This window comes from Pseudomonas sp. FG36, from assembly GCF_057809275.1.
In genome coordinates, this window is the sequence record NZ_JBMDJQ010000038.1 from 1 (window position 1) to 26634 (window position 26634).

Sequence of the window (26634 nt, forward strand, 5' to 3'; positions counted from 1 at the left end):
CGAACGGCAGCAGGTGAACGTGGTGCAGTTCGTGCCGGCCTTGCTGCAGCAGTTCCTCGACGAGGACGCCAGCTCCGCCTGCGCCAGCCTTACCGACATCGTCTGCGGTGGTGGCGAGCTCACCGAAGCCCTGGCCCGCCAAGTGCGCGAGCGCTTGCCGCAGGTGCGCCTGCACAACGTCTATGGCCCCACCGAGACCACGGTGGATTGCAGCGTCTGGACCTTGGAAGCGCGAGATCCGCTACCGTCCGGCGCATTGCCGATCGGCCGGCCGGTCGACAACACCCGCCTGTACGTCCTCGACGCCCACGACCAGCCCGTGCCGTTCGGCGTTGCCGGTCAATTGCACATCGGCGGAGCCGGGGTGACGCGTGGCTACCTGGGCTTGCCGGAACAACAGACCGAGCGTTTCATCGCCAGCCCGTTCGTTGACGGTGAGCGTCTGTACCGCAGTGGCGACCTGGTACGCCAGCGCCAGGACGGCGTGCTGGAGTTCCTCGGCCGCACCGACCACCAGATCAAGCTGCGCGGCCTGCGTATCGAACCGGGCGAGATCGAGGCCTGCCTGAACCGGATCGCGGGTGTGCGTGAGGCGCTGGTGCTGGTGCACGAACATCCGCACAGCGGTGCGCGCCTGGTCGCCTATCACCGTGGTGAACCGCAACAGGCCGACGCGCTGCGCCGAGCCTTGCTGGCACAGCTGCCGGAGTACATGGTGCCGGCGTTGTTCATCCATCTCGACAATTGGCCACTGACCCCGAACGGCAAGCTGGAGCGCAAGGCACTGCCGCTGCCGGATCTGCAGGCGGGCGGCTACGAAGCGCCACAGGGCGATACGGAAACCCTGCTCGCCGAAATCTGGGCGCAGTTGCTGGGTGTCGAGCGCGTAGGGCGTCACGACAACTTCTTCGAACTGGGCGGCCATTCGCTGCTGGCCGTAAGCCTGACCGCACGGCTGCGCCAGGCCGGCCTGCAAGCCGACGTGCGCACGCTGTTCGGCCAGCCGATGGTGGCGGCGCTGGCAACCACCCTGGGGCACAGCCGCCAGGTGCCGGTTGCGGCCAACCTCATCCCGGCCGATTGCACCCGCATCACCTCGGACATGCTGCCGTTGGTGGCGCTGGAGCAGGCCGCCATCGAACGCATCGTCGCCACGGTGCCGGGCGGCGCGGCCAACGTGCAGGACATCTACCCACTGGCACCGTTGCAGGAAGGCATCCTCTACCTGCACCTGAGCAGCGCGGACGCCGATCCGTATGCCTTGCGCGCGCAATTGCGCTTCGACAGCCCGGCGCGGCTGCAGGCGTTCGCCCAGGCCCTGGAGCAGGTCATCGCCCGGCACGACATCCTGCGCACCGCGGTGCTCTGGGAGGGCCTGGCGCAACCGGTGCAGGTGGTCTGGCGCCAGGCGCCGCTGCAACTGGCGCCGCTCGACGCGCAGCACCTGGCACGCCTGGACCTGGGCCAGGCGCCGCTGATCAGGCTGCTGCACCGCGCCCTGCCGGGCAGCCAACGGATCGAGGCGGTGCTGCAGTTCCACCATATCGTGCTCGACCATATCGCCATGCAGGCGGTGCAGGCCGAGCTGCGCGGCTATCTGTCGGGCCACGGCGAGCCGCTGCCGCCGTCGGTGCCGTACCGCAACTATGTGGTGCAGGCGCGCCAGGGCGTCAGCGAGGCCGAGCATGAAGCGTTCTTCCGCGCCCGACTGGGCGATATCGACGAGCCGAGCCTGCCGTTCGGCCTGCGCGAGGTGCAAGGCGAGGGGCTGGCCCTCGATGAGGCCGAGGTCGAGTTCGAGGGGGCCCGCTATGGCCGCCTGCGTGACCAGGCCCGCCAGCTGGGGGTGAGCACCGCGAGCCTGGTGCACCTGGCCTGGGCGCGCCTGCTGGGCAGTGCCTGCGGTAAGGACCAGGTGGTGTTCGGTACCGTGCTGTTGGGCCGTCTGCAGGGCGGCGAGGGCAGCGAACGGGCGCTGGGCATGTTCATCAACACCTTGCCGCTGCGGGTCGACCTGGGTGGGCTCGGCGTGCGCGAAGGCGTGCTGGCCACGCACCGCGAGCTTTCGGCGCTGTTGCTCCACGAGCACGCCTCGCTGGCCCTGGCCCAGCGCTGCAGCCAGGTGGCGGCGCCGCTGCCGCTGTTCAGCGCCTTGCTCAACTACCGCCAGAGCAGCCGGGCAGCGCCGCAGGCGCAAGCCTGGGAAGGTATCGAGGCGCTGGGCAGCGAGGGGCGCACCAACTACCCGCTGAGCCTTAACGTGGATGATTTCGGCGACGGCCTGCGCCTGGGCGTGCAGGTGTCTGCCCAGGTCGGCGCGCAAAGAGTCTGCGCGCAGATGGTACAGGTGCTCGACGGCCTGCTGCTAGCGCTTGAACAGCACCCCGAGGAGCAACTGGAGCGCCTGCCCGTACTGAGCGCCGATGAACGGCGTCAGGTGCTGGGCGATTTCAACGACACGACCCAGGCCTACGACCTCGACCAGACCCTGCACGGGATGATCGAGGCCCAGGTGCGGCGCACCCCTGATGCCGTGGCGGTAAAGGCAGAGGAGGGCGAGCTGAGCTATCGCCAGCTGGATGACCGAGCCAACCGCCTGGCCCATCACCTGATCGCCTTGGGCGTGAAGCCCGACGACCGGGTGGCGATCTGCGTCGAGCGCGGCCTGGCGATGGTGGTCGGCCTGCTGGCCATCCTCAAGGCCGGCGGTGCCTATGTGCCGGTGGACCCGGAGTACCCGGCCGAGCGCATCCGCCACATGCTCGGCGACAGCGCCCCGCTGGCGGTGCTGGTGCACGCCGCCACACGCCATGTGCCGCAGGCCGGCGCGGTGCCGGTGATCGACCTCGACCTGCCGACCTGGCTGAAGCAACCGGCACAGGCGCCGCAGGTGGCAGGGTTGACCCCGCGCCACCTGGCCTACGTGATCTACACCTCCGGTTCCACCGGCCTGCCCAAGGGGGTGATGAACGAGCACGCCGCGGTGGTCAACCGCCTGCTGTGGATGCAGGACGCCTATCGCCTGGGCGCTGACGACGTGGTACTGCAGAAGACCCCGTTCAGTTTCGACGTGTCGGTGTGGGAGTTCCTCTGGCCGCTGCAGACCGGGGCACGGCTGGTGATGGCGCGCCCTGGCGGGCACCGCGACCCCGAGTACCTGCGCGAGGTGATCCGCGCCGAGCAGGTCAGCACCTTGCACTTCGTGCCGTCGATGCTCGATGTGTTCCTCGCCCATGGCGATGTCCTGCCGCACCGCCTCAAGCGCGTGCTGTGCAGCGGCGAAGCCTTGCCGGGTAGCCTGGTGCGGCGCTTCCAGGCACAGTTGCCGACGGTCGAGCTGCACAACCTTTACGGCCCGACCGAAGCGGCGGTGGACGTCAGCGCCTGGCACTGTGTGACGGCGCCGGACAACACGCCGATCGGCAAGCCGATCGCCAATACCACGCTGTACGTGCTCGATGCCCAGGGCCAGCCCGTGCCGCGCGGCGTGGCCGGCGAGCTGTATATCGGCGGCGTGCAGGTGGCGCGTGGCTACCTCAACCGCGAGCAACTGACGGCCGAACGCTTCCTCGACGATCCGTTCGCCAGCCAGGCCGGTGGTCGCCTGTACCGCACGGGCGACCTGGCCCGGCATCTGCCCGACGGCAACCTGGAGTACCTGGGGCGTAACGACGACCAGGTGAAGCTGCGCGGCCTGCGCATCGAACTGGGCGAGATCCAGGCCTGCCTGACCCGCGTCGAAGGGGTCAAGGAGGCGGTGGTACTGGCCCGCGAGCAGCGCCTGCTGGCCTACTACACCGGTGCCCGGCAGGCGCCGGAGGCCTTGCGCGCGGCACTGCTCGGCCAATTGCCGGAGTTCATGGTGCCAGCCTCGTTCACCTACCTCGAGGTGCTGCCGCTGAGCCCCAACGGCAAGCTGGACCGCAAGGCGCTGCCGCAGCCAGAGGCGACGCAGCAGGTCTACGAGGCGCCGCAAGGCGAGGTCGAGACGCTGTTGGCGCAACTCTGGCGTGAGTTGCTGGGTGTCGAACAGGTCGGTCGCCACGACAACTTCTTCGAGCTCGGCGGCCACTCGCTGCTGGCCGTGACCCTGACCGCGCGCATGCGCCAGGCGGGCCTGGCGGCGGATGTGCGGGTGCTGTTCGGCCAGCCGACCCTGGCGGCGCTGGCGGCGGCGGTGGGCGGCGAAGTGATGGTGGAGGTGCCGGCCAATCGCATCCCGGCCGACTGCCAGCGCATCACCGTCGATATGCTGCCACTGGCGAAACTGGACCAGGCGGCGCTCGACCAGGTCGTGCGGCAGATCCCCGGCGGCGCGGCGAATGTCCAGGACCTCTATGCCCTGGCGCCGTTGCAGCAGGGCATTCTCTACCACCACCTGGCCAGCGCCGAGATCGACCCCTATGTGCTGCAACTGGGCTTCGCCTTCGCCGGCCAGGCCGAGCTGGACGCTTTCGTCGCCGCGCTGAACAAGGTCATTGCCCGTCACGACATCCTGCGCACCAGCGTGCACTGGCAGGGGCTCGATGAGGCCGTGCAGGTGGTCTGGCGCGAAGCGCGCCTGGACATCCTGCCGGCACTGGACAGCGTGCGCCTGGACCTGGGGCGCGCACCCCTGATGCACCTGAGCAGCAGTGTGGAGCACGGCCGCCTGCAGGCAACCCTGCTGCTGCACCATATCCTCCTCGACCACGCCGCCATGGAGCTGCTGGTGGCGGAGGTCGGCGATGTGCTGCTGGGCCGCGAGCCTCAGGGCGACAGCGTGCCGTACCGCAACTATGTGGCCCATGCGCGACTGCGCGACGATAGTCAGGCGCAGGAGGCGATGTTCCGCCAGCTGCTGGGCGATATCGATGCGCCGACCGAGGTGTTCGGCCTGCGTGACGCGCTGGGCGATGGCAGCCATGTGCTCGATCATCGCCAGTACCTGGACGACAGCCTGGCGCAACGCTTGCGCGGTCAGGCGCGGGCGCTGGGGATCAGTGTCGCCAGCCTGGTGCACCAGGCCTGGGGGCAGGTGCTGGCGCAGTTGTCCGGCCGTGAGGAGGTGGTGTTCGGCACCGTGCTGCTCGGCCGCCTGCAAGGCGGTGAGGGTGCCGAACGGGCGCTGGGCATGTTCATCAACACCCTGCCGTTGCGGGTCAGCGTGGGTGACATGGACGTGGTCGCAGGCGTGCGCCTGACCCACCAGCGCCTGGCGCGCCTGCTGGCCCATGAACAGGCCTCCCTGGCCCTGGCCCAGCGCTGCAGCGGCGTGCCGGCCTCACAGGCACTGTTCACCAGCCTGCTGAACTACCGCCACAGTGCGGCTGGCGGCACGGAGCAGGCCCAGGCCTGGCAGGGGATCGAACTGCTGGCCGCCCATGAGCGCAGCAACTACCCGCTGGTGGTCAGCGTCGACGACCTGGGGGATGGCTTCGCCCTGACCGTGCAAGCGGTGTCGGCCGTGGACGGAGGCTTGGTCTGCCAGCTGTTGCAGGAGGCCCTGGCCCGCCTGGTCGAGGCATTGGCGCATACGCCGGCAACGCCACTGAGCCGGCTGCATGGCTTGCCGGCAGCCGAGCGCGAGCGGGTGCTGCGCCAATTCAACGCCACCGGGCGCGACTACCCACGTGATCTGCCCGTGCATGTGTTGTTCGAGGCGCAGGCCAAGGCCAGCCCGGATGCGCTGGCGGTGGCCCATGGCACCAGGCGCTGGAGTTACCAGGCCCTCGACCGGCAGGCCAATCGGCTGGCCGGGTATCTGCTGGAACTGGGCGTGCGTGCCGGTGATCGCGTGGCCTTGTTGCTGCCACGCTCCTTCGACCTGCTGGCGGCCCAACTGGCGGTGAGCAAGTGCGCGGCAGTGTTCGTGCCGCTCGACGGCAATGCCCCGGCCGAGCGCCAGGCGTTCATGGTCGGTGACAGCGGGGCGGCGTTGCTGCTGACCCACAGCGACCAGCCCGAAGTGGCGGCGGCGCGCCGGGTCGAACTCGACCGACTCGACCTGAGCGACTATGCCGATGCGCCGCTAGGGCTGGCGGTGGATGCCGACAGTGCGGCGTACATCATGTACACCTCCGGCTCCACCGGCACACCGAAGGGCGTGCAGGTGCCGCACCGGGCCATCGTGCGCCTGGTGATCAACAACGGTTTTGCCGACTTCAATAGCCAGGACCGAGTGGCGTTCGCCTCCAACCCGGCGTTCGACGCCAGCACGCTGGAAGTCTGGGCGCCGCTGCTCAACGGTGGCGCGGTGGTGGTGATCGATCAGGACCAGGTGCTGTCGCGCCAGGCCCTGCGCGAAACACTGCTGGAGCAGGGCGTGACGGTGCTGTGGCTGACTGCAGGCCTGTTCCACCAGTTCGCCGACGACCTGCTGCCGACGTTGCGTGGCCTGCGTTACCTGATGGTCGGTGGCGATGTGCTGGACCCGGCGGTGATCGCCCGGGTACTGCGTGACGGCGCGCCGCAACACCTGCTCAATGGCTACGGCCCGACCGAGGCCACCACCTTCAGCACCACCCACGAAATCACCGCGGTGGGCGAGGGCAGCATCCCGATTGGCAAACCTATCGGTAACAGCCGCTGCTACGTGCTTGATGCCCGTCAGCAACTGCTGCCAGTGGGGGCGGTGGGCGAGTTGTACATCGCCGGTGACGGCGTTGCCCTGGGGTATCTGGGCCAGCCGGAGCTGACCGAAGAGCGCTTCGTGCCGGATCCATTCAACGGCGGCTCGATGTACCGCAGCGGCGACCTGGTCAGCTGGCAGGTCGACGGCACCCTGCGTTACCTGGGCCGTGCCGACCAGCAGATCAAGCTGCGTGGCTTCCGTATCGAGCTGGGCGAGATCGAAGCGCGTCTGGGCGAGTGCCCGGGGGTGCGTGACGCCGCCGTGATCGTGCGTGAGGACGCGCCGGGAGACAAACGCCTGGTGGCGTACTTCACCGGCGAGATCCCGGCCATCGGCGAACTGCACGAGCGTCTGCAAGGTGTGCTGCCGGACTACATGCTGCCGTCGGCTTATGTGCGACTTGAAGCCTTGCCATTGACCGCCAACGGCAAGCTCGACCGCCGTGCGTTGCCGCAGCCGGGCAGCGAGGCCGTGGTCAGCCGCGCCTTCGAGGCGCCGCAGGGCGAGGTGGAGACGGCACTGGCCGCGATCTGGGCCGAGGTGCTCAAGGTCGAGCAGGTCGGTCGCCACGACCACTTCTTCGAGCTGGGCGGCCACTCGCTGCTGGCGGTGAGCCTGGTCGAGCGCATGCGCAAGGCCGGGCTGGCTGCCGATGTGCGCGTGCTGTTCGCGCAGCCGACCCTGGCCGCGCTGGCGGCGGCGGTGGGCTCTGGACGAGAGGTGGCCGTACCCGAGAACCGCGTCCCCCACGATGCGACCCGGATCACGCCAGAGATGCTCAGCCTGATCGAACTGGACCAGACCAGCATCGACCGCATCGTTGCCGGCGTGCCGGGCGGCGCCGCCAACGTGCAGGAAATCTACCCGCTGGCGCCGTTGCAGGAAGGCATCCTCTATCACCACCTGAGCGCGGAGCAGGGTGACCCCTATCTGCTGCAGACCCGCCTGGCCTTCGACAGCCTGGAACGGCTGCAAGCCTGTGCCGGTGCCTTGCAGCAGGTCATCGACCGCCACGATATCCTGCGCACTTCGGTGGTCTGGGAAGGTTTGGCGGAGCCGGTGCAGGTGGTCTGGCGCCAAGCCCGCCTGGACGTGCACGAAGTCACTGGGCTGGGCGAGGAGGCGGTGATCGAGCGCCTGCACGATCATTTCGACGCACGCTCGCAGCGCCTTGACCTGACCCAGGCGCCACTGCTGCGCCTGACCTACGCCATGGACCCGGCCGGGCAGCGCGTGGTCGCGGTGCTGCACTTCCATCACCTGGCCCTGGACCACACGGCGATGGAGGTCATTGTCCATGAAATGCAGGCGTTGCTGTCCGGGCGCCAGCACCTGCTGAGCGCACCCGTGCCGTACCGCACCTACGTGGCCCAGGTACGCCTGGGCGCCGCCGAGGCGGGGCACGAGGCATTCTTCCGTGACATGCTCGGCGATGTCGAGGAGCCGACCCTGCCCATGGGCCTAGCCGATGTGCAGGGCGACGGGCGTGATATCGAGGAAACCCGCCTTCCACTGGATCCCGCCTTGTCGCGCCGGGTGCGCGAACAGGCGCGGGCGCAGGGTGTCAGCGCCGCGAGCCTGATGCACCTGGCCTGGGCCCGGGTGGTGGGCGTGCTGGCGGGGCGTCACGACGTGGTGTTCGGCACCGTGCTGATGGGCCGCCTGCAGGGCGGCGAGGGCGCCGACCGTGCTTTGGGCGTGTTCATCAATACCTTGCCGTTGCGCATCGACACGGCCAAGGCGGCCAGTGACGCGGTACGGCTCACCCACCAGCGGCTGTCGGCGCTGCTCGGTCATGAGCACGCGTCGCTGGCCCTGGCCCAGCGTTGCAGTGGGGTGGCGGCCTCGTCGCCACTGTTCAGCGCCTTGCTCAACTACCGTCACAGTCCGGTTGATGTCGCCGCAGCAGCTGGCGACAGCTTCCAGGGTATGCACCAGTTGGGCGGCGAGGAACGCAGCAACTACCCACTTACCCTGAGCGTGGACGACCACGGCGAAGGCTTCACCCTGAGTGTGCTGGCCCTTTTGGGGATCGGCGCCAAGCGGGTCGCGGGCTGGATGAGCTCGGCTGTGGCCGGGCTGATCCTGGCGTTGGAGCAAGGTGGCGCGGGGCAGGTCGACACATTGCCCATCCTCGATCACACAGCGCTGGGCCAAGTGCTCGAAGGCTTCAATGCCACGGCTGCGAGCTACCCGCAAGGGCACACCGTGCATGCGCTGGTCGAGGCCCAGGCGCCCGAGGCGCTGGCCGTGGTGCAGGGCGAGGAAGGCCTGAGCTATGGCGAGCTGAACCAGCGCGCCAATCGCCTGGCCCATTACCTGATCAAGCGTGGCGTGGTGCTGGGCGACCGTGTCGCGCTGTGCCTGCCGCGCGGTCCGCAGCGGCTGGTGGCGATGCTGGCCGTGCTCAAGGCCGGCGCGGCCTATGTGCCGGTCGATCCGGGCTATCCGGCGGAGCGCATTGCCTATCTGCTCAGTGACAGTGCGCCGACGCTGGTGCTGGTCGAATCGGGCACTGAGTCGCTGGTGGGCGAGGTGGCCAAGGTTGCGCTGGACAGCGATGAGTGGCTGGACCAAGCCGATGACAATCCGGTTGTTCAGGGCCTGGACGAGCATCAACTGGCTTATGTGATCTACACCTCCGGTTCCACCGGCCAGCCCAAGGGGGTGATGGTCGAGCATCGCACCCTGGCCAACCTGGTCCACTGGCATTGCCAGGCCTTCGACCTGGGCGCCGGCAGCCACACCTCCAGCGTCGCCGGCTTCGGCTTCGACGCCATGGCCTGGGAGGCCTGGCCGGCGCTGTGCGCCGGGGCGGTGCTGCACCTGCCGCCGGTGCAGATCGGCGGCGAGCACGTGGACGAACTGCTCGACTGGTGGCTGCAGCAACCGCTGCAGGTCAGCTTCCTGCCGACCCCGGTGGCCGAGCAGGCGCTGCGCCGCGGACGCCAGCACCCGACCCTGCGCACCTTGCTGGTGGGCGGCGACCGCCTGCGCCAGTTCGACCGCGATCCGGGCTTCGTGCTGGTCAACAACTACGGCCCGACCGAGACCACGGTGGTCGCAACCTCCGGTCAACTTCAGCCGGGTGGCGCGCTGCATATCGGCAAGCCGACCGCCAATACCCGTGTCTATGTGCTGGATGAGCAGCGCCAACCGGTGCCGGTCGGCGTGACCGGCGAGCTGTACATCGGTGGCGCGCAGGTCGCCCGTGGCTACTTCAACCGCCCCGACCTTACCGCCGAGCGTTTCCTTGACGATCCGTTCGCTGGTGGCCGGATGTACCGCACCGGCGACCTGGTGCGCTGGAACGCTGACGGCACCCTGGACTACCAGGGGCGCAACGACGACCAGGTGAAGATCCGCGGTGTGCGGGTTGAACTGGGCGAGATCGAGGCCGCGCTCAAGGCCCAGCCGGGCATCGCCGATGCCGTGGTGCTGGTACGCGACGAGCGCCTGCTGGCGTGGTTTACCGAAGCGGCAACGGTCGATATCGAGCGCCTGCGCGAGGGCTTGCAGGCCAGCCTGCCGGCGCATCTGCTGCCGCAAGCCTTGGTCCGCCTGGATGCATGGCCACTGACCAGCCACGGCAAGCTGGATCGCAAGGCGCTGCCGGATCCCGATCCCTCGGCCCTGGTTCGCCAAGCCTATGTTGCGCCGAGCGGTGCTTCCGAGGTGGCAATAGCCGCGATCTGGGCCGAAGTGCTGGGTATCGAGCAGGTTGGTCGCCACGACAACTTCTTCGAACTCGGCGGCCACTCGCTGCTGGCGGTAAGCCTGACCGCGCGCCTGCGCCAGGCCGGCCTGCAGGCCGACGTACGCACCTTGTTCGGCCAGCCGACGGTGGCGGCGCTGGCGGCGACCCTGGGCCAGGGCCGTCAGGTCGAGGTCCCGGCCAACCGGATCCCGGCCGGCTGCACCCGGATCACCCCGGACATGCTGCCATTGGTGGATCTTGAACCGGCCGCCATCGAACGCATCGTCGCCACGGTGCCGGGCGGCGCGGCCAACGTGCAGGACATCTACCCGCTGGCGCCGTTGCAGGAAGGCATCCTCTATCACCACCTCAGCTCGCCGGAGCACGACCCCTACGTGCTGGCCTCGCGCATGGCGTTCGCCAGCCACGAACGCCTGCACGCCTTCGTCGATGCCCTGGGCAAGGTGATCGCCCGTCACGACGTGCTACGCACCTCGGTGCTGTGGGACGGCCTGCCGCAGGCGGTGCAGGTGGTATGGCGCCAGGCCGCTCTGGCGGTCTTCGAGGTGGCGGATGAAGCCGCGGTGCCGCACGCCCTGGCCCTGGAGCAGGCCCCGCTGGTGCGCCTGTACCACTGGCCGGACCCGCAAGGTCCAGGGTTGCTGGCCGCGTTGCAGTTCCACCATATCGTCCTCGACCATACCGCCCTGGATGTACTGGGCCGCGAGCTGGTCGGTTACCTGCAGGGCGCGGCGGTGCCCGCCGGGCAGGGCGCGCCGTACCGCAACTACGTGGCCCAGGCGCGCCTGGGCGTCAGCCAGGCCGAGCACGAGGCGTTCTTCCGCGAGCAACTGGGCGATATCGACGAGCCGACCTTGCCTTATGGCCTGGGCGACGTGCAGGTCGATGGCCAGGGTATCGAGGAGGCCCAGCTGTGGCTGGACGAGACCCTGTGCGCAGACCTGCGCCAGCAGGCCCGGCAGTTGGGCGTCAGCGTCGCCAGCCTGTTCCACCTGGCCTACGCCCGTCTATTGGCCGCCACCAGCGGCCGCGACAGCGTGGTGTTCGGCACCGTGCTGCTGGGCCGGCTGGAGGCTGGCGAGGGCGCGGAACAGGCCTTGGGCATGTTCATCAACACCCTGCCGCTGCGCCTGGACCTGCAGGCCGCGACCCTGCAAGAGGCGGTGCATCAGACCCAACAGCGCCTCAGCGCCTTGCTCGCCCACGAACACGCTTCGCTGGCCCTGGCCCAGCGCTGCAGCGGCGTGCCGGCGCCGGCGCCGCTGTTCAGCGCGATGCTCAACTACCGTCACGGCAGCCAGGCGGACGAGGCCCAGCGCCTGGCGCTGCAGGGTATCGAGACCCTGCAGAGCAACGAGCGCAGCAACTATCCGCTGAGCCTGAGCGTGGACGACATCGGTGCAAGCTTCCGTCTGGTAGCCCTGGCCCCGGCGGCGGTCGGCGCCGCGCGGGTCTGCGAGCAGCTGCGGCAGGTGCTGCAGGCCATGGTCGAAGCGCTGCCACACGAGCCACGCCAGGCGTTGCTGCAACTGCCGGTACTGTCGCTCGATGAGCGCCGTCAGCTGCTGCACGACTGCAACCGCACGGCGCGGCCTCATGACCTGACCCAGACCCTCCAGGCGCTGTTCGAGGCCCAGGCCCTGCGTACGCCCGAGGCCGTGGCCATCTGCGCGGAGCAGGGTGAGCTGAGTTATGCCCAGCTCAATGCCGAGGCCAACCGCCTGGCCCATCACCTGATCGCATTGGGTGTGAGACCCGACGACCGGGTGGCGATCTGCGTCGAGCGCGGCCTGCCGCTGGTGGTCGGCCTGCTGGCGATCCTCAAGGCCGGTGGCGCCTACGTACCGCTCGACCCGGACTATCCGGCCGAGCGCCTCGGCCATATGCTCGCCGACAGCCAGCCGCGGGCGTTGCTGGTGCAACAGGCCACCCGTGCGCTGGTGGGCTCGTCGGCGACATTGGTCGACCTCGATCAGCCGACTTGGGGTGACCTGTCGGACAGCAATCCGCAGGTGCCTGGCCTGACCTCGGAGCACCTGGCCTATGTGATCTACACCTCCGGCTCCACTGGCGTGCCCAAGGGCGTGATGGTCGAGCACCGCAACGTGGTCAACCTGGTGCACTGGAGCGCCGGGCTGTTCCCGAACAAAGGCGCGGTGCTGCACAAGACCCCGGTGAGCTTCGACGCCTCGGTGTGGGAGCTGTTCTGGCCGCTGTGCAGCGGGCTGCGCCTGGTGCTGGCGCGCCCGGATGGCCAGCGCGACCCGCAGTACTTGGTAGAGCTGATCGAACGGCAGCAGGTGAACGTGGTGCAGTTCGTGCCGGCCTTGCTGCAGCAGTTCTTCGACGAGGACGCCAGCGCCGCCTGCGCCAGCCTCACCGACATCGTCTGCGGTGGTGGCGAGCTCACCGAAGCCCTGGCCCGCCAGGTACGCGAGCGCTTGCCGCAGGTGCGCCTGCACAACGTCTATGGCCCCACCGAGACCACGGTCGACTGCAGCGTGTGGACCCTGGAAGCGCGGGATCTGCTGCCGGCGGGCGCATTGCCGATCGGACGGCCGGTCGACAACACCCGCCTGTACGTCCTCGACGCCCACGACCAGCCTGTGCCGTTCGGCGTTGCCGGTCAGTTGCACATCGGCGGGGCCGGGGTGACGCGGGGCTACCTGGGCTTGCCGGAACAACAGGCCGAGCGTTTCATCGCCAGCCCGTTCGTTGACGGTGAGCGTCTGTACCGCAGCGGCGACCTGGTGCGCCAGCGCCAGGACGGCGTGCTGGAGTTCCTCGGCCGCACCGACCACCAGATCAAGCTGCGTGGCCTGCGTATCGAGCCGGGCGAGATCGAGGCCTGCCTCACCCGTGTGGCCGGGGTGCGCGAAGCCGTGGTGCTGGTGCACGACGCCCAGCCGGCCGGCCCGCGCCTGGTGGCCTATGTCACCGGCGACGTGCCGCCGGCCGAGGCCTTGCGCGAAGCGTTGCTCGGCCAGCTGCCGGAATACATGGTGCCCGCACTGTTCATTCCGCTGCCGGCCCTGCCGCTGACCGCCAACGGCAAGCTCGACCGCAAGGCGCTGCCGGCAGTTGACCTGCCGACCCGCGACTACGAGGCGCCCGCCGGCGACACCGAACAGCTGCTGGCGCGGATCTGGAGCGAGCTGCTGGGCGTGGAGCGGGTAGGGCGCCATGACAACTTCTTCGAACTGGGCGGCCACTCGCTGCTGGCGGTGACCCTTACCTCGCGCCTGCGCGAAGCGGGCCTGGAGGCCGACGTGCGCAGCCTGTTCGAACACCCGACGCTGGCAGGCTATGCCGCCATCACAGACAGAATGGAGATCGTCCTGTGAGCATCAACGAACTACTGGCGACACTGACCGCCAACAATGTCCAGCTGGCCCTCAAGGATGGCCAACTGGTGGTCCAGGGCAATCGCCAGGCCTTGACCGATGCGGCCCTGGTGGCACGCTTGCGCGAGCACAAGCCGGCGCTGGTCGCCCTGCTGGAGCGCGGCGAATACGTGGCGGCGCGCCAGGGCAGCGTCGAAGTGCCGGAAAACCGCATCCCCGCCGATTGCGAGCGCATCACCTGCGTCATGCTCAGCCTGGCCGAACTCGACCAGGACAGTCTCGACCAGCTGGTCGCGGCCATCCCCGGCGGGGCGGCCAACGTGCAGGACATCTACCCGCTGGTGCCGCTGCAACAGGGCATGCTGTTCCACCACGCCAGTGCCGGCGAGCACGATCCCTATGTGATGCAGGCGCGCTTCGTGTTTGCCGACAGCAGCCGGGTCGAGGCCTTCGCCCAGGCGCTGCAAGGGGTGATCGAACGCCACGACATCCTGCGCACCTCGGTGCACTGGAAGACCCTGGAAACGCCGCTGCAGGTGGTCTGGCGCAAGGCCCGGCTGCGTGTCGTGCAACTGGCTCCCGGCGCATTGCCCGACACCGGCTTCGACCTGACCCAGGCCCCGCTGATCCGCCTGCAGTGCCAGGCGCCGGAGCCCGGCGGGCAGGTCCACGCCACCCTGCAGTTCCACCACGTGGCCATGGACCACAGCGCCCTGGAAGTGGTGCGCCACGAGATGCTCGCCTTCCTGCTCGGCGAGAGTGACCATCTGGGCCGGCCGGTGCCGTTTCGCAACCACGTGGCCCAGGCCCTGCTGGGCGTGAGCGAGGCCGAACACGAGGCGTTCTTCCGCGACATGCTCGGTGCTGTCGACGGGCCGACCCTGGCCTATGGCCTGGGCGATGTGCAGGGTGACGGCGCGGCGCTGAACGAGCACGCCCTGGATCTCGACCTGGCGTTGTGCCGCGACCTGCGCAGCCAGGCGCGCAGCCAGGGGGTGAGCGTCGCCAGCCTGTTCCACCTGGCCTGGGCGCGGGTGCTGGGTGGCCTGACCGGGCGCGAGCAGGTGGTGTTCGGCACCGTGCTGATGGGGCGCCTGCAAGGCGCCGAGGCCACCGACCGGGCGCTGGGCATCTTCATCAATACCTTGCCGCTGCGGGTCGACCTGGATGCCGCCGACCTGGCCACGGCGATCAAGGCCACCCACCAGCGTCTGAGCACACTGATGCGCCACGAGCATGCGCCCCTGGCCCTGGCCCAGCGCTGCAGCGGCGTGGCGGCGCCGACCCCGTTGTTCAACGCCTTGCTCAACTACCGCCACAGCGCGCCCTCGGGCTCCGAGGCGGTGCGCCGGGCAGGCTGGGCAGGTATCGAGATCGTGCATGCCGCCGAGGCCACCAACTACCCGCTGACCTTGAGCGTCGACGACTTCGGCGAAGCCTTCCGCCTGACCTTGCTGGCCAGCCCAGAAGTGCCAGCGCAACGCGTCTGCGCCTATCTGCAGCAGACCCTGCGCAGCCTGCTTGCAGCCTTGAACCAGGCATCCGCGGTTGCAGTCCGCGCGTTGCCGATGCTGCCGGACGAAGAGCGCGAGCACATACTGCAAACCTTCAACCAGACCCCTGGCGCCACGGATGCTCATGGGCCGTTGCACCAGCGTATCGAAGCCGTGGCCCAGGCCCATCCGCAGGCCCTTGCCGCCACCTGTGACGACCAGTCGCTGAGCTACCAGCAGTTGAATCAGCTCGCCAACGCCCTGGCCCATCAGCTGATCGGCCTGGGCGTGCGCCCCGACGACCGGGTGGCGGTGTTCGCCCGGCGCGGCCTGGACACCTTGGTCGGCCTGCTCGCGGTGCTCAAGGCCGGCGCCGCCTACGTGCCGGTGGACCCAGCACACCCCGACGAGCGCGTGCGCTATCTGCTGGATGACTGCGCGCCAGTGGCCGTGCTGACCCAGCAGGCGCTGCGCGGTCGCCTGGGCACGCGCGCGACGCCGGTGCTGGCACTCGACCAGCCGGACTGGCCGGCGCGCCACGACGATCCCCAGGTGAGCGGCCTGGGCCCGGCGCACCTGGCCTATGTGATCTATACCTCAGGCTCCACCGGCCAGCCCAAGGGGGTGATGGTCGAACACCGCAACCTGAACAACCTGGTGGACTGGCACTGCCGCGCGTTCGACCTGTGCCAGGGGCGCCACACCTCGAGCCTGGCCGGCTTCGGCTTCGACGCCATGGCCTGGGAAGTCTGGCCGGCGCTGTGCGCGGGGGCGACCCTGCACCTGGCCCCGTCCAGCGAAGGCCACGAAGACCTCGACGCGCTGCTGGCCTGGTGGCGCGCCCAGCCGCTGGATGTTAGTTTCCTGCCCACGCCGGTGGCCGAGTATGCCTTCAGCCACCAGCTCGAGCACCCGACCCTGCGTACCTTGCTGATCGGTGGCGATCGCCTGCGCCAGTTCAATCGCACCCAGACCTTCGCCGTGGTCAACAACTACGGCCCCACCGAGACCACCGTGGTGGCCAGCTCCGGTGTGGTGGAGGCGGGCGGCGCCCTGCACATCGGCGGCGCCGTGGACAACGCCCGCCTGTACGTGCTCGATGCGTACCTGCAGCCCGTGCCCCTGGGTGTGCCCGGCGAGCTCTACATCGGCGGCGCCGGGGTCGCCCGTGGCTACCTGGACCGCGCGCAACTGACCCGCGAACGCTTCCTCGACGACCCGTTCAGCGCGACACCCGGTGCACGCATGTACCGCACCGGCGACCTGGTGCGGTGGCTGGCCGACGGCACCCTCGATTACCTGGGCCGCAACGACGACCAGGTGAAGATTCGCGGCGTGCGCATCGAGCTGGGCGAGATCGAAAGCCGCCTGAACGGCCTGCCGGGCATCGGCGAGGCGGTGGTGGTGGCCCGCGAGGACCAGCCCGGCCAACCGCGGCTGGTGGCCTACTTCACCGCCCAGGCGGGCCTGGAGCCGGCCCAGCCTGAGCAGCTGCGCGCGCAGTTGCTGGCCCATCTGCCGGAGTACATGGTGCCGGTGGCGTATGTGTCGCTGGACGCACTGCCCCTGACCGCCAACGGCAAGCTCGACCGCCGTGCGCTGCCAGCGCCGGAACGCTCGGCCCTGTTCGAGCGTACCTACGTGGCCCCCGAGGGTGAGCTGGAAGAGGCCCTGGCCCAGGTGTGGGGCGAGCTGCTGCACGTGGAGCGGGTTGGTCGGCATGACCACTTCTTCTCCCTGGGCGGGCATTCGCTGCTGGCCATGCGCATGGTTTCCCAGGTGCGCTTGCGCCTCGGCGTGGAACTGGCCCTGGCCGACTTGTTCGCCAATCCCGAGCTGGCGGCGGTGGCCCAGGTGCTGGCCGGCGCCGGGCGCAGCGAGCTGCCAGCGCTCGTCGCGGTGTCCCGTGAGCAAGCCTTGCCGCTGTCGTTTGCCCAGCAGCGCCTGTGGTTCCTCGCGCAACTGGAAGGCGGCAGCCAGGCCTACAATGTGCCGCTGGCGCTGGGCCTGCGCGGAGCACTGGATGCCGATGCGCTGGAGGCCGCCTTGCTGCGCATCGTCGCGCGCCATGAGAGCCTGCGCAGTCGCTTCGTGCCCTGCGGCGACAGTGCCGAGGTGATCATCGCCGCGACCCCGCAAGCCGGCTGGCTGCAGCGCCGGACGCTGGCGCCGCAGGCATTGGCCGGGCACCTGCGTGACGAGGCCGCCGCGCCCTTCGACCTGACGACGGGGCCGTTGCTGCGGGCCAGCCTGCTGCGCCTGGGTGAGGGGCACCATGTGCTGCTCCTCACCGTGCACCATATCGTCGCCGATGGCTGGTCCCTCGGCGTGCTGACCCGCGAATTGAGCGCGCTGTATCCGGCGCTGCGCGAGGGCAAGGACGACCCGTTGCCGGCGCTGGCCATCCAGTACGCCGACTACGCCGTGTGGCAGCGGCGCTGGCTGGCCGGTGAGCAACTGCAACGCCAGGCCGACTATTGGCGCCAGGCCCTGGACGGTGCGCCGACCTTGCTGAGCCTGCCCAGCGACCGGCCACGACCGGCGCGCCAGGATTTCAGCGGCGCCAGCCTGGCGCTGCAGCTGGATGCGCGCCTGGGGGCCGGCCTGCGGGCCCTCGCGCAGCGGCACCAGGTGACCCTGTACATGGTCCTGCTCGGCGCCTGGGCCGCTACCCTGGCCCGGCTTTGCGGGCAGGCCGAGGTGGTGGTGGGCTGCCCGGTGGCCGGGCGCGGGCGCGCCGAACTGGAGCCGTTGGTCGGCCTGTTCGTCAATACCCTGGCCCTGCGTATCGATACCGCCGGCGCGGCAAGCACCGAGCGCCTGCTGGCGCAGGTCAAGGCGCGCCTGCTCGACGCCCAGGCGCACCAGGACCTGCCCTTCGAACAGGTGGTGGAGATCGCCCGGCCGGCGCGCAGCCTCGGCCATACCCCGTTGTTCCAGACCACCCTCAACTGGCTGGCCACCGAGGGCGCCGCGCCGACCCTGGCGGGGCTGCAGCTGGAAGGCGTGGAACAGGTCGGCCAGGTGGCCAAGTTCGACCTGTCGCTGAGCATGGGCGAGCAGGGTGAGGCACTGGTCGGCAGCCTCGAGTACGCCACAGCGTTGTTCGACGAAAGCACCGTGCGCCGCTTCACCGGTTATTTCGACAGTATGCTGCGCGCCATGCTGGCCAATGACCAGGCGCCGCTGGCCGAGGTCGAACTGGTGGGCGAGGCCGAGCGCAAGCGCCTGCTGGACACCTTCAATCGCAGTGCCCTGGCGTTCCCGAACGGGCAGACCGTGCATGGCCTGGTCGAGGCCCAGGCGGCCCGCACACCGCAGGCACTGGCCGCCAGCCAAGACGACATGACCCTGTCCTATGGCGAGTTGAACCAGCGCGCCAACGCCCTGGCCCATTACCTGCTCGGGCTGGGTGTCGGCCCCGACGAGCGGGTGGCGGTGGTGGCCCGCCGAGGCCTAGACACCCTGGTGGCGTTGCTGGCGGTGCTCAAGGCCGGCGGCGCCTACGTGCCGGTGGACCCGGCGCACCCGGACGAGCGGCTGCGCTATCTGCTCGAGGACAGCGCCCCGGTGGTGGTGCTGGCACAGCAGGCATTGTTGCCGCGTCTTGCAGGACTAGGCGTGGCGGCGCAGGCACTGGACAGGCCGCACTGGCCGGAGCGTGCGGAAAACCCCGAGGCCCCCGGCCTGCAGGCCAGCCACCTGGCCTACGTGATCTACACCTCCGGCTCCACCGGCCAGCCCAAGGGCGTGATGGTCGAGCACCGCACCCTGGCCAACCTGGTGCACTGGCACTGCAAGGCCTTCGAACTCGGCGCGGGGGATCACACCGCCAGTGTCGCCGGCTTCGGTTTCGACGCCATGGCCTGGGAAGTATGGCCGGCGCTGTGCGCCGGCGCGGTGCTGCACTTGCCACCGGCGCAGTTGGGCAACGAGCAGCTCGACGGTCTGCTGGCCTGGTGGCTGGAGCAACCCCTGAAGGTGGCGTTCCTGCCGACCCCGGTCGCCGAGTACGCCTTCGCCCAGGGGCTGCGCCACCCGACCCTGCGCACCTTGCTGATCGGCGGTGACCGCCTGCGTCAGTTCAACAGCGACCCCGGCTTTGTGGTGGTCAACAACTACGGCCCTACCGAGGCGACCGTGGTCGCCACCTCGGGCCTGGTGCTGCCGGGCGGCGTGCTGGACATCGGCCGGCCGATCGCCAATGCCCGCGTGTATCTGCTGGATGATGCGCGGCAGCTGGTGCCGTGCGGTGTGGCCGGCGAACTCTACGTGGGTGGCGCCGGCGTGGCGCGGGGCTACCTGAACCGCGCAGAGCTGAGCGCCGAGCGCTTCCTCGACGATCCGTTCAGCGAGGTGCCCGGCGCACGCATGTACCGCACCGGCGACCTGGCGCGCTGGAATGCCGACGGTACCCTGGACTACCTGGGCCGCAACGACGACCAGGTGAAAGTGCGCGGCCTGCGCATCGAACTGGGCGAAATCGAGGCGCAGTTGCTCGCCCTGGAGGGTGTCGCCGAAGCCCTGGTGCTGGCCCGCGAGGACCAGCCTGGGCAGCCGCGGCTGGTGGCCTACTACATTGCCGGCGCCGAGGCGCAGCCGGTCGGTACCCTGCGCGCCGCGCTGCAACAGCGCCTGCCGGCCTACATGGTGCCTGCGGCCTGGGTACGGCTGGATGCCTGGCCGTTGACCGCCAATGGCAAGGTCGACCGCAAGGCCCTGCCGTTACCCGAGCGCGAAGCGGACAGCCAGGCCTACGAGGCCCCGGCTGGGGCCTTGGAGGTTGCCCTGGCCGAGCTGTGGGGCGAGCTCCTGCAGTTGGAACGGGTAGGCCGTCAGGACCGCTTCTTCGAATTGGGCGGCCATTCGCTGCTGGCCATGCGCATGGTCGGCCAGGTGCGCACACGGCAGGGCCTGGAGTTGTCGCTGGGCGAGCTGTTCGCCGACGACCGCCTGCTGGCGGTGGCAGCGACCCTGGCCGAGGATCGCCACGACGTGCTGCCGGTCATCGAGCCAGCGCCGCGCGGCCAGTCCCTGCCACTGTCGTTCGCCCAGCAACGGCTGTGGTTCCTGGCACAGATGGACGATGCCAGCGCCGCCTACCATATTCCCCTGGGACTGGCCTTGCGCGGCCCGCTGGACCGTGCCGCCCTGGAGCGGGCGCTGGAGCGCATCGTCGAGCGCCACGAGAGCCTGCGCAGCCACTTCACCCAGGCAGGCGCCGAGGCGCGGGTGCGGGTGGCGCCCGGACGGGGCGGCTTCGCCTTGGCCTGGCATGACCTGCGCGGCGCGGCGCAGCAGTTGCCCGAGCTGATGCAGGCCGAGGCGTTGCTGCCATTCGACCTGGCGCACCAGTTGCCGGTGCGTGGCCGCCTGCTATGCCTGGCGGCGGAGCACCATGTGTTGCTGCTGACCTTGCACCATATCGTTGCCGACGGCTGGTCGATGGGGGTGTTCACCCAGGAGCTGGCGGCGTTGTACCAGGCCTTCAGCGAAGGCCGCGACGACCCGTTGCCGGCACTGGCGATCCAGTACGGCGACTACGCCCTGTGGCAGCGTCGCTGGCTGAGCGGTGACGCCTTGCAGCGCCAGGGCGACTACTGGAGCCAGGCCCTGGCCGGCGCGCCGGTGCTGCTGACCCTGCCCACCGACCGGCCGCGACCGGCCCGTCAGGACTACCTCGGCGACCGCGTCGAAGTGCGCCTGGACCGGCGCCTGAGTGAAGACCTGCGGGCGCTGTGCCTGCGTCATGGGGTCACTCCGTTCATGCTTTTCGCCGGCGCCTGGGCGGTGCTGCTGGCGCGCCTGTCCGGCCAGGCCGAGGTGGTGATCGGCACCCCGGTGGCCAACCGCCGGCAGGCCGAGGTCGAGGGGCTGATCGGCTTGTTCGTCAACTCCCTGGCGCTGCGCATCGATACCGCCGGCAGCCCCGATGTCGGCGCGCTGCTGGCCCGGGTCAAGGCCTGCGTGAGCCAGGCCCAGGACCATCAGGACCTGCCGTTCGAACAGGTGGTGGAACGCTTGCACCCGCCGCGCAGCCTGGCCCACACACCGCTGTACCAGGTATCGCTGGCGTGGAACGGCGTGCCGGGCGAGGCCCTGCGCCTGGGTGAGCTGCAACTGGAGGCGCTGGGCGGCGCGCAGACCTTCGCCAAGTTCGACCTGACCCTGAGCCTGGGCGAGACCGCCGATGGCTACGGTGGTGCCCTGGAGTTCGCCACCGCGCTGTTCGACCGGGCGACCATCGAGCGGCACCTGGGTTACCTGGAGCAACTGCTGTGGGCGATGGCGGGCAGCGACCAGGCCGTGCCGGCGAAGGTCGAGCTGCTCGGCGCCGCCGAGCGTCGCCAGGAACTGGTGGCCTGCAACGCCAGCGAGCGGATCGGCGGCCTGCAGCAACCACTGCATGCACTGTTCGAGGCGCAGGCGGCGCGTACGCCGCAGGCTATCGCGGTGCAGGCCGAGGACGGGCAACTGACCTACGCCGAACTGAATGCGGCGGCCAACCGTTTGGCCCACCGCCTGATCGAACAGGGCGTGGTCGCCGACAGCCGGGTCGCCGTGTGCCTGGCGCGGGGGCCAGGGTTGCTGGTCGGGCTGCTGGCGGTGCTCAAGGCCGGTGGCGCCTATGTGCCGCTGGATCCGGGCTACCCGGATGAGCGCCTGGCGTACATGCTCGAAGACAGCGCGCCGCTGGCGTTGCTGGTTGATGCCGCCAGCAACCGGCGCTTCAGCGACAGCCCGGTGGCGCGGCTGGACCTCGACCAGCCGGACTGGACCGAGCAGTCGCCGGACAATCCGCAGGTACCGGGCCTTGGCGCCCGCCACCTGGCCTACGTGATCTACACCTCTGGTTCCACCGGCACGCCGAAAGGGGTGATGGTCGAGCACCGCAGCCTGTGCAACCTGGTGCACTGGAGTTCGCGGTTGATCGCCCCGAGCGCCGCAGGCGCGCTGCTGCACAAGACCCCGGTGAGCTTCGATGCGTCGGTTTGGGAGCTGTTCTGGCCGTTGTGTGCCGGCCTGCGCCTGGTGCTGGCGCGCCCGGATGGCCAGCGCGACCCGGACTACCTGGCGGCGCTGATCCAGCGCCAGCGGGTCAGCGTGGTGCAGTTCGTGCCCGCGCTGCTGCAGCAGTTCCTCGCCTTGGAGGCCAGCGCGGCCTGCGACAGCCTCACCGATGTGGTCTGTGGCGGTGGCGAGCTGACTTCGGCGTTGCTGCGCCAGTTGCGCGAGCGCCTGCCGCAGGTGCGGCTGCACAACGTCTACGGCCCCACCGAGGCCACCGTCGACTGCAGCGTCTGGACCCTCGAGCCCCGGCAACCCGTGCCCGAAGGGGCGCCACCGATCGGTCGGCCGATCGCCAACACCCGCCTGTATGTGCTCGACAGCCATGGCCTGCCGGTACCGCGGGGCGTGGTGGGCGAGCTGTATATCGGCGGCGTCGGCGTGGCGCGTGGCTACCTGGGCCTGGCGGTGCTGGAGGCCGAACGTTTCGGTGCCAGCCCGTTCGTGGTCGATGAGCGCCTGTATCGCAGCGGCGACCTGGTGCGTCGTCGCGCCGATGGCGAGCTGGAGTTCCTTGGCCGCAACGATTTCCAGGTGAAACTGCACGGTCTGCGTATCGAGCTGGGCGAGATCGAGGCCTGCCTGGCCAGCCATTCGCACGTGCGCGAAGTGGCGGTGCTGCTGCGCGGCGAGCGCCTGGTCGCCTGGTTCACGGCCGACGATGGCGCGCCGGGCGTGGCGGCATTGCGCAAGCATGCCCAGGCACGTTTGCCGGACTACATGGTGCCGTCGGCCTACGTGGCACTGCCGGCCATGCCGTTGACGGCCAATGGCAAGCTCGACCGCCAGCGGCTACCCGACCCCGGTGCCGACGCGGTGCTCAGCCGTGCCTACGAGGCGCCGCAAGGCGAGGCCGAGCGCCATCTGGCGGCGCTATGGGCCGAGTTGCTCAACGTGCCGAGGGTAGGGCGCCAGGACCATTTCTTCGAGCTCGGTGGCCACTCGTTGCTGGCCGTGACCCTGATCGCCCGCTTGCGCGCCGAGGGCCTGGACGCGGACATCCGCGTGCTGTTCGCCGAACCGACCGTGGCCGCCGTGGCCGCGACCCTGGGCCAGCATGGCGGGAGCCGGGTGCCGGCCAACCGCATCGGCAGTGATTGCCGGCGCATCACGCCGGACTTGCTGCCGTTGGTGGCGCTGGAGCAGTCGCACATCGAGCGGATCGTTGACCAGGTGCCTGGCGGTGCCGCCAATGTACAGGACATCTATCCGCTGGGGCCGTTGCAGGCGGGGATCCTCTATCACCACCTGGCCAGCGAGGGTGACGACCCCTACCTGCTGCAGGCGCGTTTCGCGGTGGCCGACCAGGCTCGGTTGGAGGCGTTGCGCCAGGCGCTGGACCAGGTGATTGCCCGGCACGACATCCTGCGCTCTTCGTTGTACTGGGAAGGTCTGGCGCAGCCGGTGCAGGTGGTATGGCGCCAGGCGGCGTTGCCCGTGCAGGAACTGGCCGCGGATGAGCCGATCAGCTTGCGCCTGGACCTGACCCGCGCGCCGCTGCTGCGCCTGGTGCACAGCCAGGACCCGAGCAGCGGGCGGATCACCGCCACCTTGCTGTTCCACCACCTGGTCATGGACCACGTGGCCCAGGATGTGTTGCGCGCCGAATTGCAGGCCTGTCTGCTCGGCGAGCAGCTGCGCTTGCCGCCGCCGGTGCCGTACCGCAACTACATCGCCCAGGTGCTGCAGGGTGCCGGCGAGGCCGAGCATGAGGCGTACTTCCGCGAGCAGTTGGGCGATATATACGAGCCAACCCTGGCTTACGGCCCGCATCCGCTGGCCCACGCCGACGCCGTGGCCGAAGCCCAGCACTGGCTCGACGACGGGCTGGCGCGACGGGCCCGCGAACAGGCGCGGCTGCTGGGTGTCGGCGCGGCCAGCCTGATGCACCTGGCCTGGGGCCTGGTGCTGGGGCAGTTGTCGGGACGCGACAGCGTGGTGTTCGGCACCGTGCTGCTCGGTCGCCTGCAGGGTGGTGAAGGCATGGAGCGGGCCTTGGGCGTGTTCATCAACACCTTGCCGCTGCGCCTGGACGTGGGCCGCCTGCCGGTGCGCGAGGCGCTGCTGGACACCCATCGCCGGCTGACCGGGCTGTTGGTGCATGAGCATGCGCAACTGGCCCTGGCCCAGCGCTGCAGTGCGCTGCCGCCCGGCGCGCCGCTGTTCAGCGCCTTGCTCAACTACCGCCACAGTGCCGCCGCGCTGGCCCATGACACTGCCAGTGGGCGTGCCTGGCAGGGCATCGAGCTGCTGCATGCGCAGGAACGCAGCAACTACCCGCTGGCCCTGAGTATCGACGACCTCGGAGAGCGCTTCAGCCTGACCGCGCAGTGCGCGGCGGGCCTGGACGCCCGGCGGCTGTGCGGTTACCTCGAGCAGGCTCTCGCACACCTGGTCGAGGCCCTGGCGCATGATCCCGGGCAAGGCCTGGAGCGGCTGGACATCGTGCCGGCCGAGGAGCGTCGCCGATTGCTCGGCTACAACGCCACGCAGCGCGACTACCCCAGGTCGGTGCCCGTGCACCGCCTGTTCGAGCAACAGGTGGCGCGCCATCCGTTGGCGCTGGCGGCGCTGCATGATGAGCGCCAGCTGAGTTACGCCGAGCTCAATGAACAGGCCAACCGCCTGGCGCACTGGCTGATCGGCGAGGGGGTGGCGGCCGGCGATCATGTGGCGATCCTGCTGCCACGCTCGCTGCCTTTGCTGGTCGCGCAGTTGGCCGTGCTCAAGTGTTCGGCGATCTACGTGCCGCTGGACATCAACGCCCCGGCCGAGCGCCAGGCGTTCATGGTCCAGGACTGCCAGGCGGTGATACTGCTGACCCTCGGCAGCCTGGCGGCCGATTGCGAGGCGCGGCGCATCGACCTGGACTGCCTGGCGCTGGACGAGCAGCCCGCGTACAACCCGGGCCTGGCCCTGGAGACCGACGCTGTGGCCTACGTGATGTACACCTCCGGTTCCACCGGCACGCCGAAAGGCGTGCGGGTGACCCATCGCGGCATCGCCCGGCTGGTGCTGAACAACGGTTATGCCGACTTCAACACCACGGACCGTTTCGCCTTCGTCGCCAACCCGGCGTTCGACGCGGCGACCATGGATGTCTGGGGCGGCCTGCTCAACGGCGGCCAGGTGCTGGTGATCGACCACCAGACCCTGGTGGAGCCGGCGCAGTTCGCCGCCGCCCTGCGCCAGGGCGGCGCCAGCGTGATGTTCGTCACCACGGCGCTGTTCAACCAGTATGTGCAGCTGATCCCCGAAGCCCTGGCCGGCCTGCGCATCCTGCTGTGCGGCGGCGAGCGCGGCGAACCCGCCAGCTTCCGCGCCTTGTTGACCCGGGCGCCGCAGTTGCGTCTGGTGCACTGCTATGGGCCTACCGAGACCACCACCTTCGCCACCGCCAGCACGGTGCGGGCGCTGGTCGAAGGCTGCGAGCACGTGCCCATCGGCGGCCCGATCGGCAACACCACGGCCTATGTCCTCGATTGCCACGGGCGCTTGCTGCCCGAGGGCGTCACCGGCGAGCTGTACATCGGTGGCGACGGCGTCGCCCTCGGCTACCTGAATCGTCCGCAGTTGACCGCCGAACGCTTCCTCGACGATCCGTTCGCCGCAGCTGTCGGGGCGAGGTTGTACCGCACCGGTGACCTGGCCCGCTGGCGCGAGGATGGCCAGCTGGAATGCCTGGGCCGCACCGACGACCAGGTGAAGATCCGTGGTTTCCGCATCGAGCTGGGTGAGATCGAGCAGCACCTGGCCCAGTGCCCGGGACTGGAGGAGGCCGTGGTCATGGCCTTGCGCCTGGAACAGGGGCCGTTGCGCCTGGTGGCGTGGTACACCCGTACCGACATGGACCTGGACGGTGCGGCACTGCGCGCTTTCCTGCGCGATCGGTTGCCGGAGTACATGCTGCCGGCGGCATTCGTGGCACTCGAGGCGTTGCCGTTGACCAACAATGGCAAGGTCGACCGGCGGGCGCTGCCGCTGCCGGGCGCGCAAGACCTTGCCGTGGCGGTGTTCGAGGCGGCGGTTACGCCTGTGGAGCAGGCGTTGGCCGCGCTGTGGGCGCAGGTGCTCGAGGTCGAGCGGGTGGGGCGGCATGACAGCTTCTTCGAGCTGGGCGGGCATTCGCTGTCGGCGATCCGCCTGGTAGGCGAGATGCGCCAGGCTGGCCTGCACACGACCCTGGCCGAGCTGTTCCAGCACCCGTCCATTGCCGCCCTGGCGCCGCTGCTCGACGAGGTGGCGGCCGAGGACGAGGCGCAAGGCCTGGTCACGGTGCGCGCCACAGGCAGCCAGCCTGCACTGTTCCTGATCCATGAGTTCAGTGGCCTGGACCTGTATTTCCCGGTCCTGGGGCGGCATATCGAAGGTGATTTCCCTGTCTATGGGCTGGCCGGC

Annotated in this window: 2 protein-coding genes (1 of these 2 only partly in view); both read left to right on the forward strand. The window is 69.7% G+C overall.

Annotated features, from left to right (window positions below):
* Positions 1-13: 13 nt before the first annotated feature.
* Entirely contained in the window at positions 14-13675 is a 13662-nt protein-coding gene (locus tag ACODS9_RS22550; RefSeq protein ID WP_489094778.1) for an amino acid adenylation domain-containing protein, read from the forward strand.
* A protein-coding gene (locus ACODS9_RS22555) for an amino acid adenylation domain-containing protein (protein WP_489094779.1) crosses the window boundary here: on the forward strand, positions 13672-26634 show its 5' portion. The gene runs 1572 nt beyond the window's last position; 12963 of the gene's 14535 nt are visible here — the first part of the coding sequence; it begins with the start codon at positions 13672-13674; its stop codon lies off the right edge, out of view. Before ACODS9_RS22550 ends, ACODS9_RS22555 begins: the two co-directional genes overlap by 4 nt.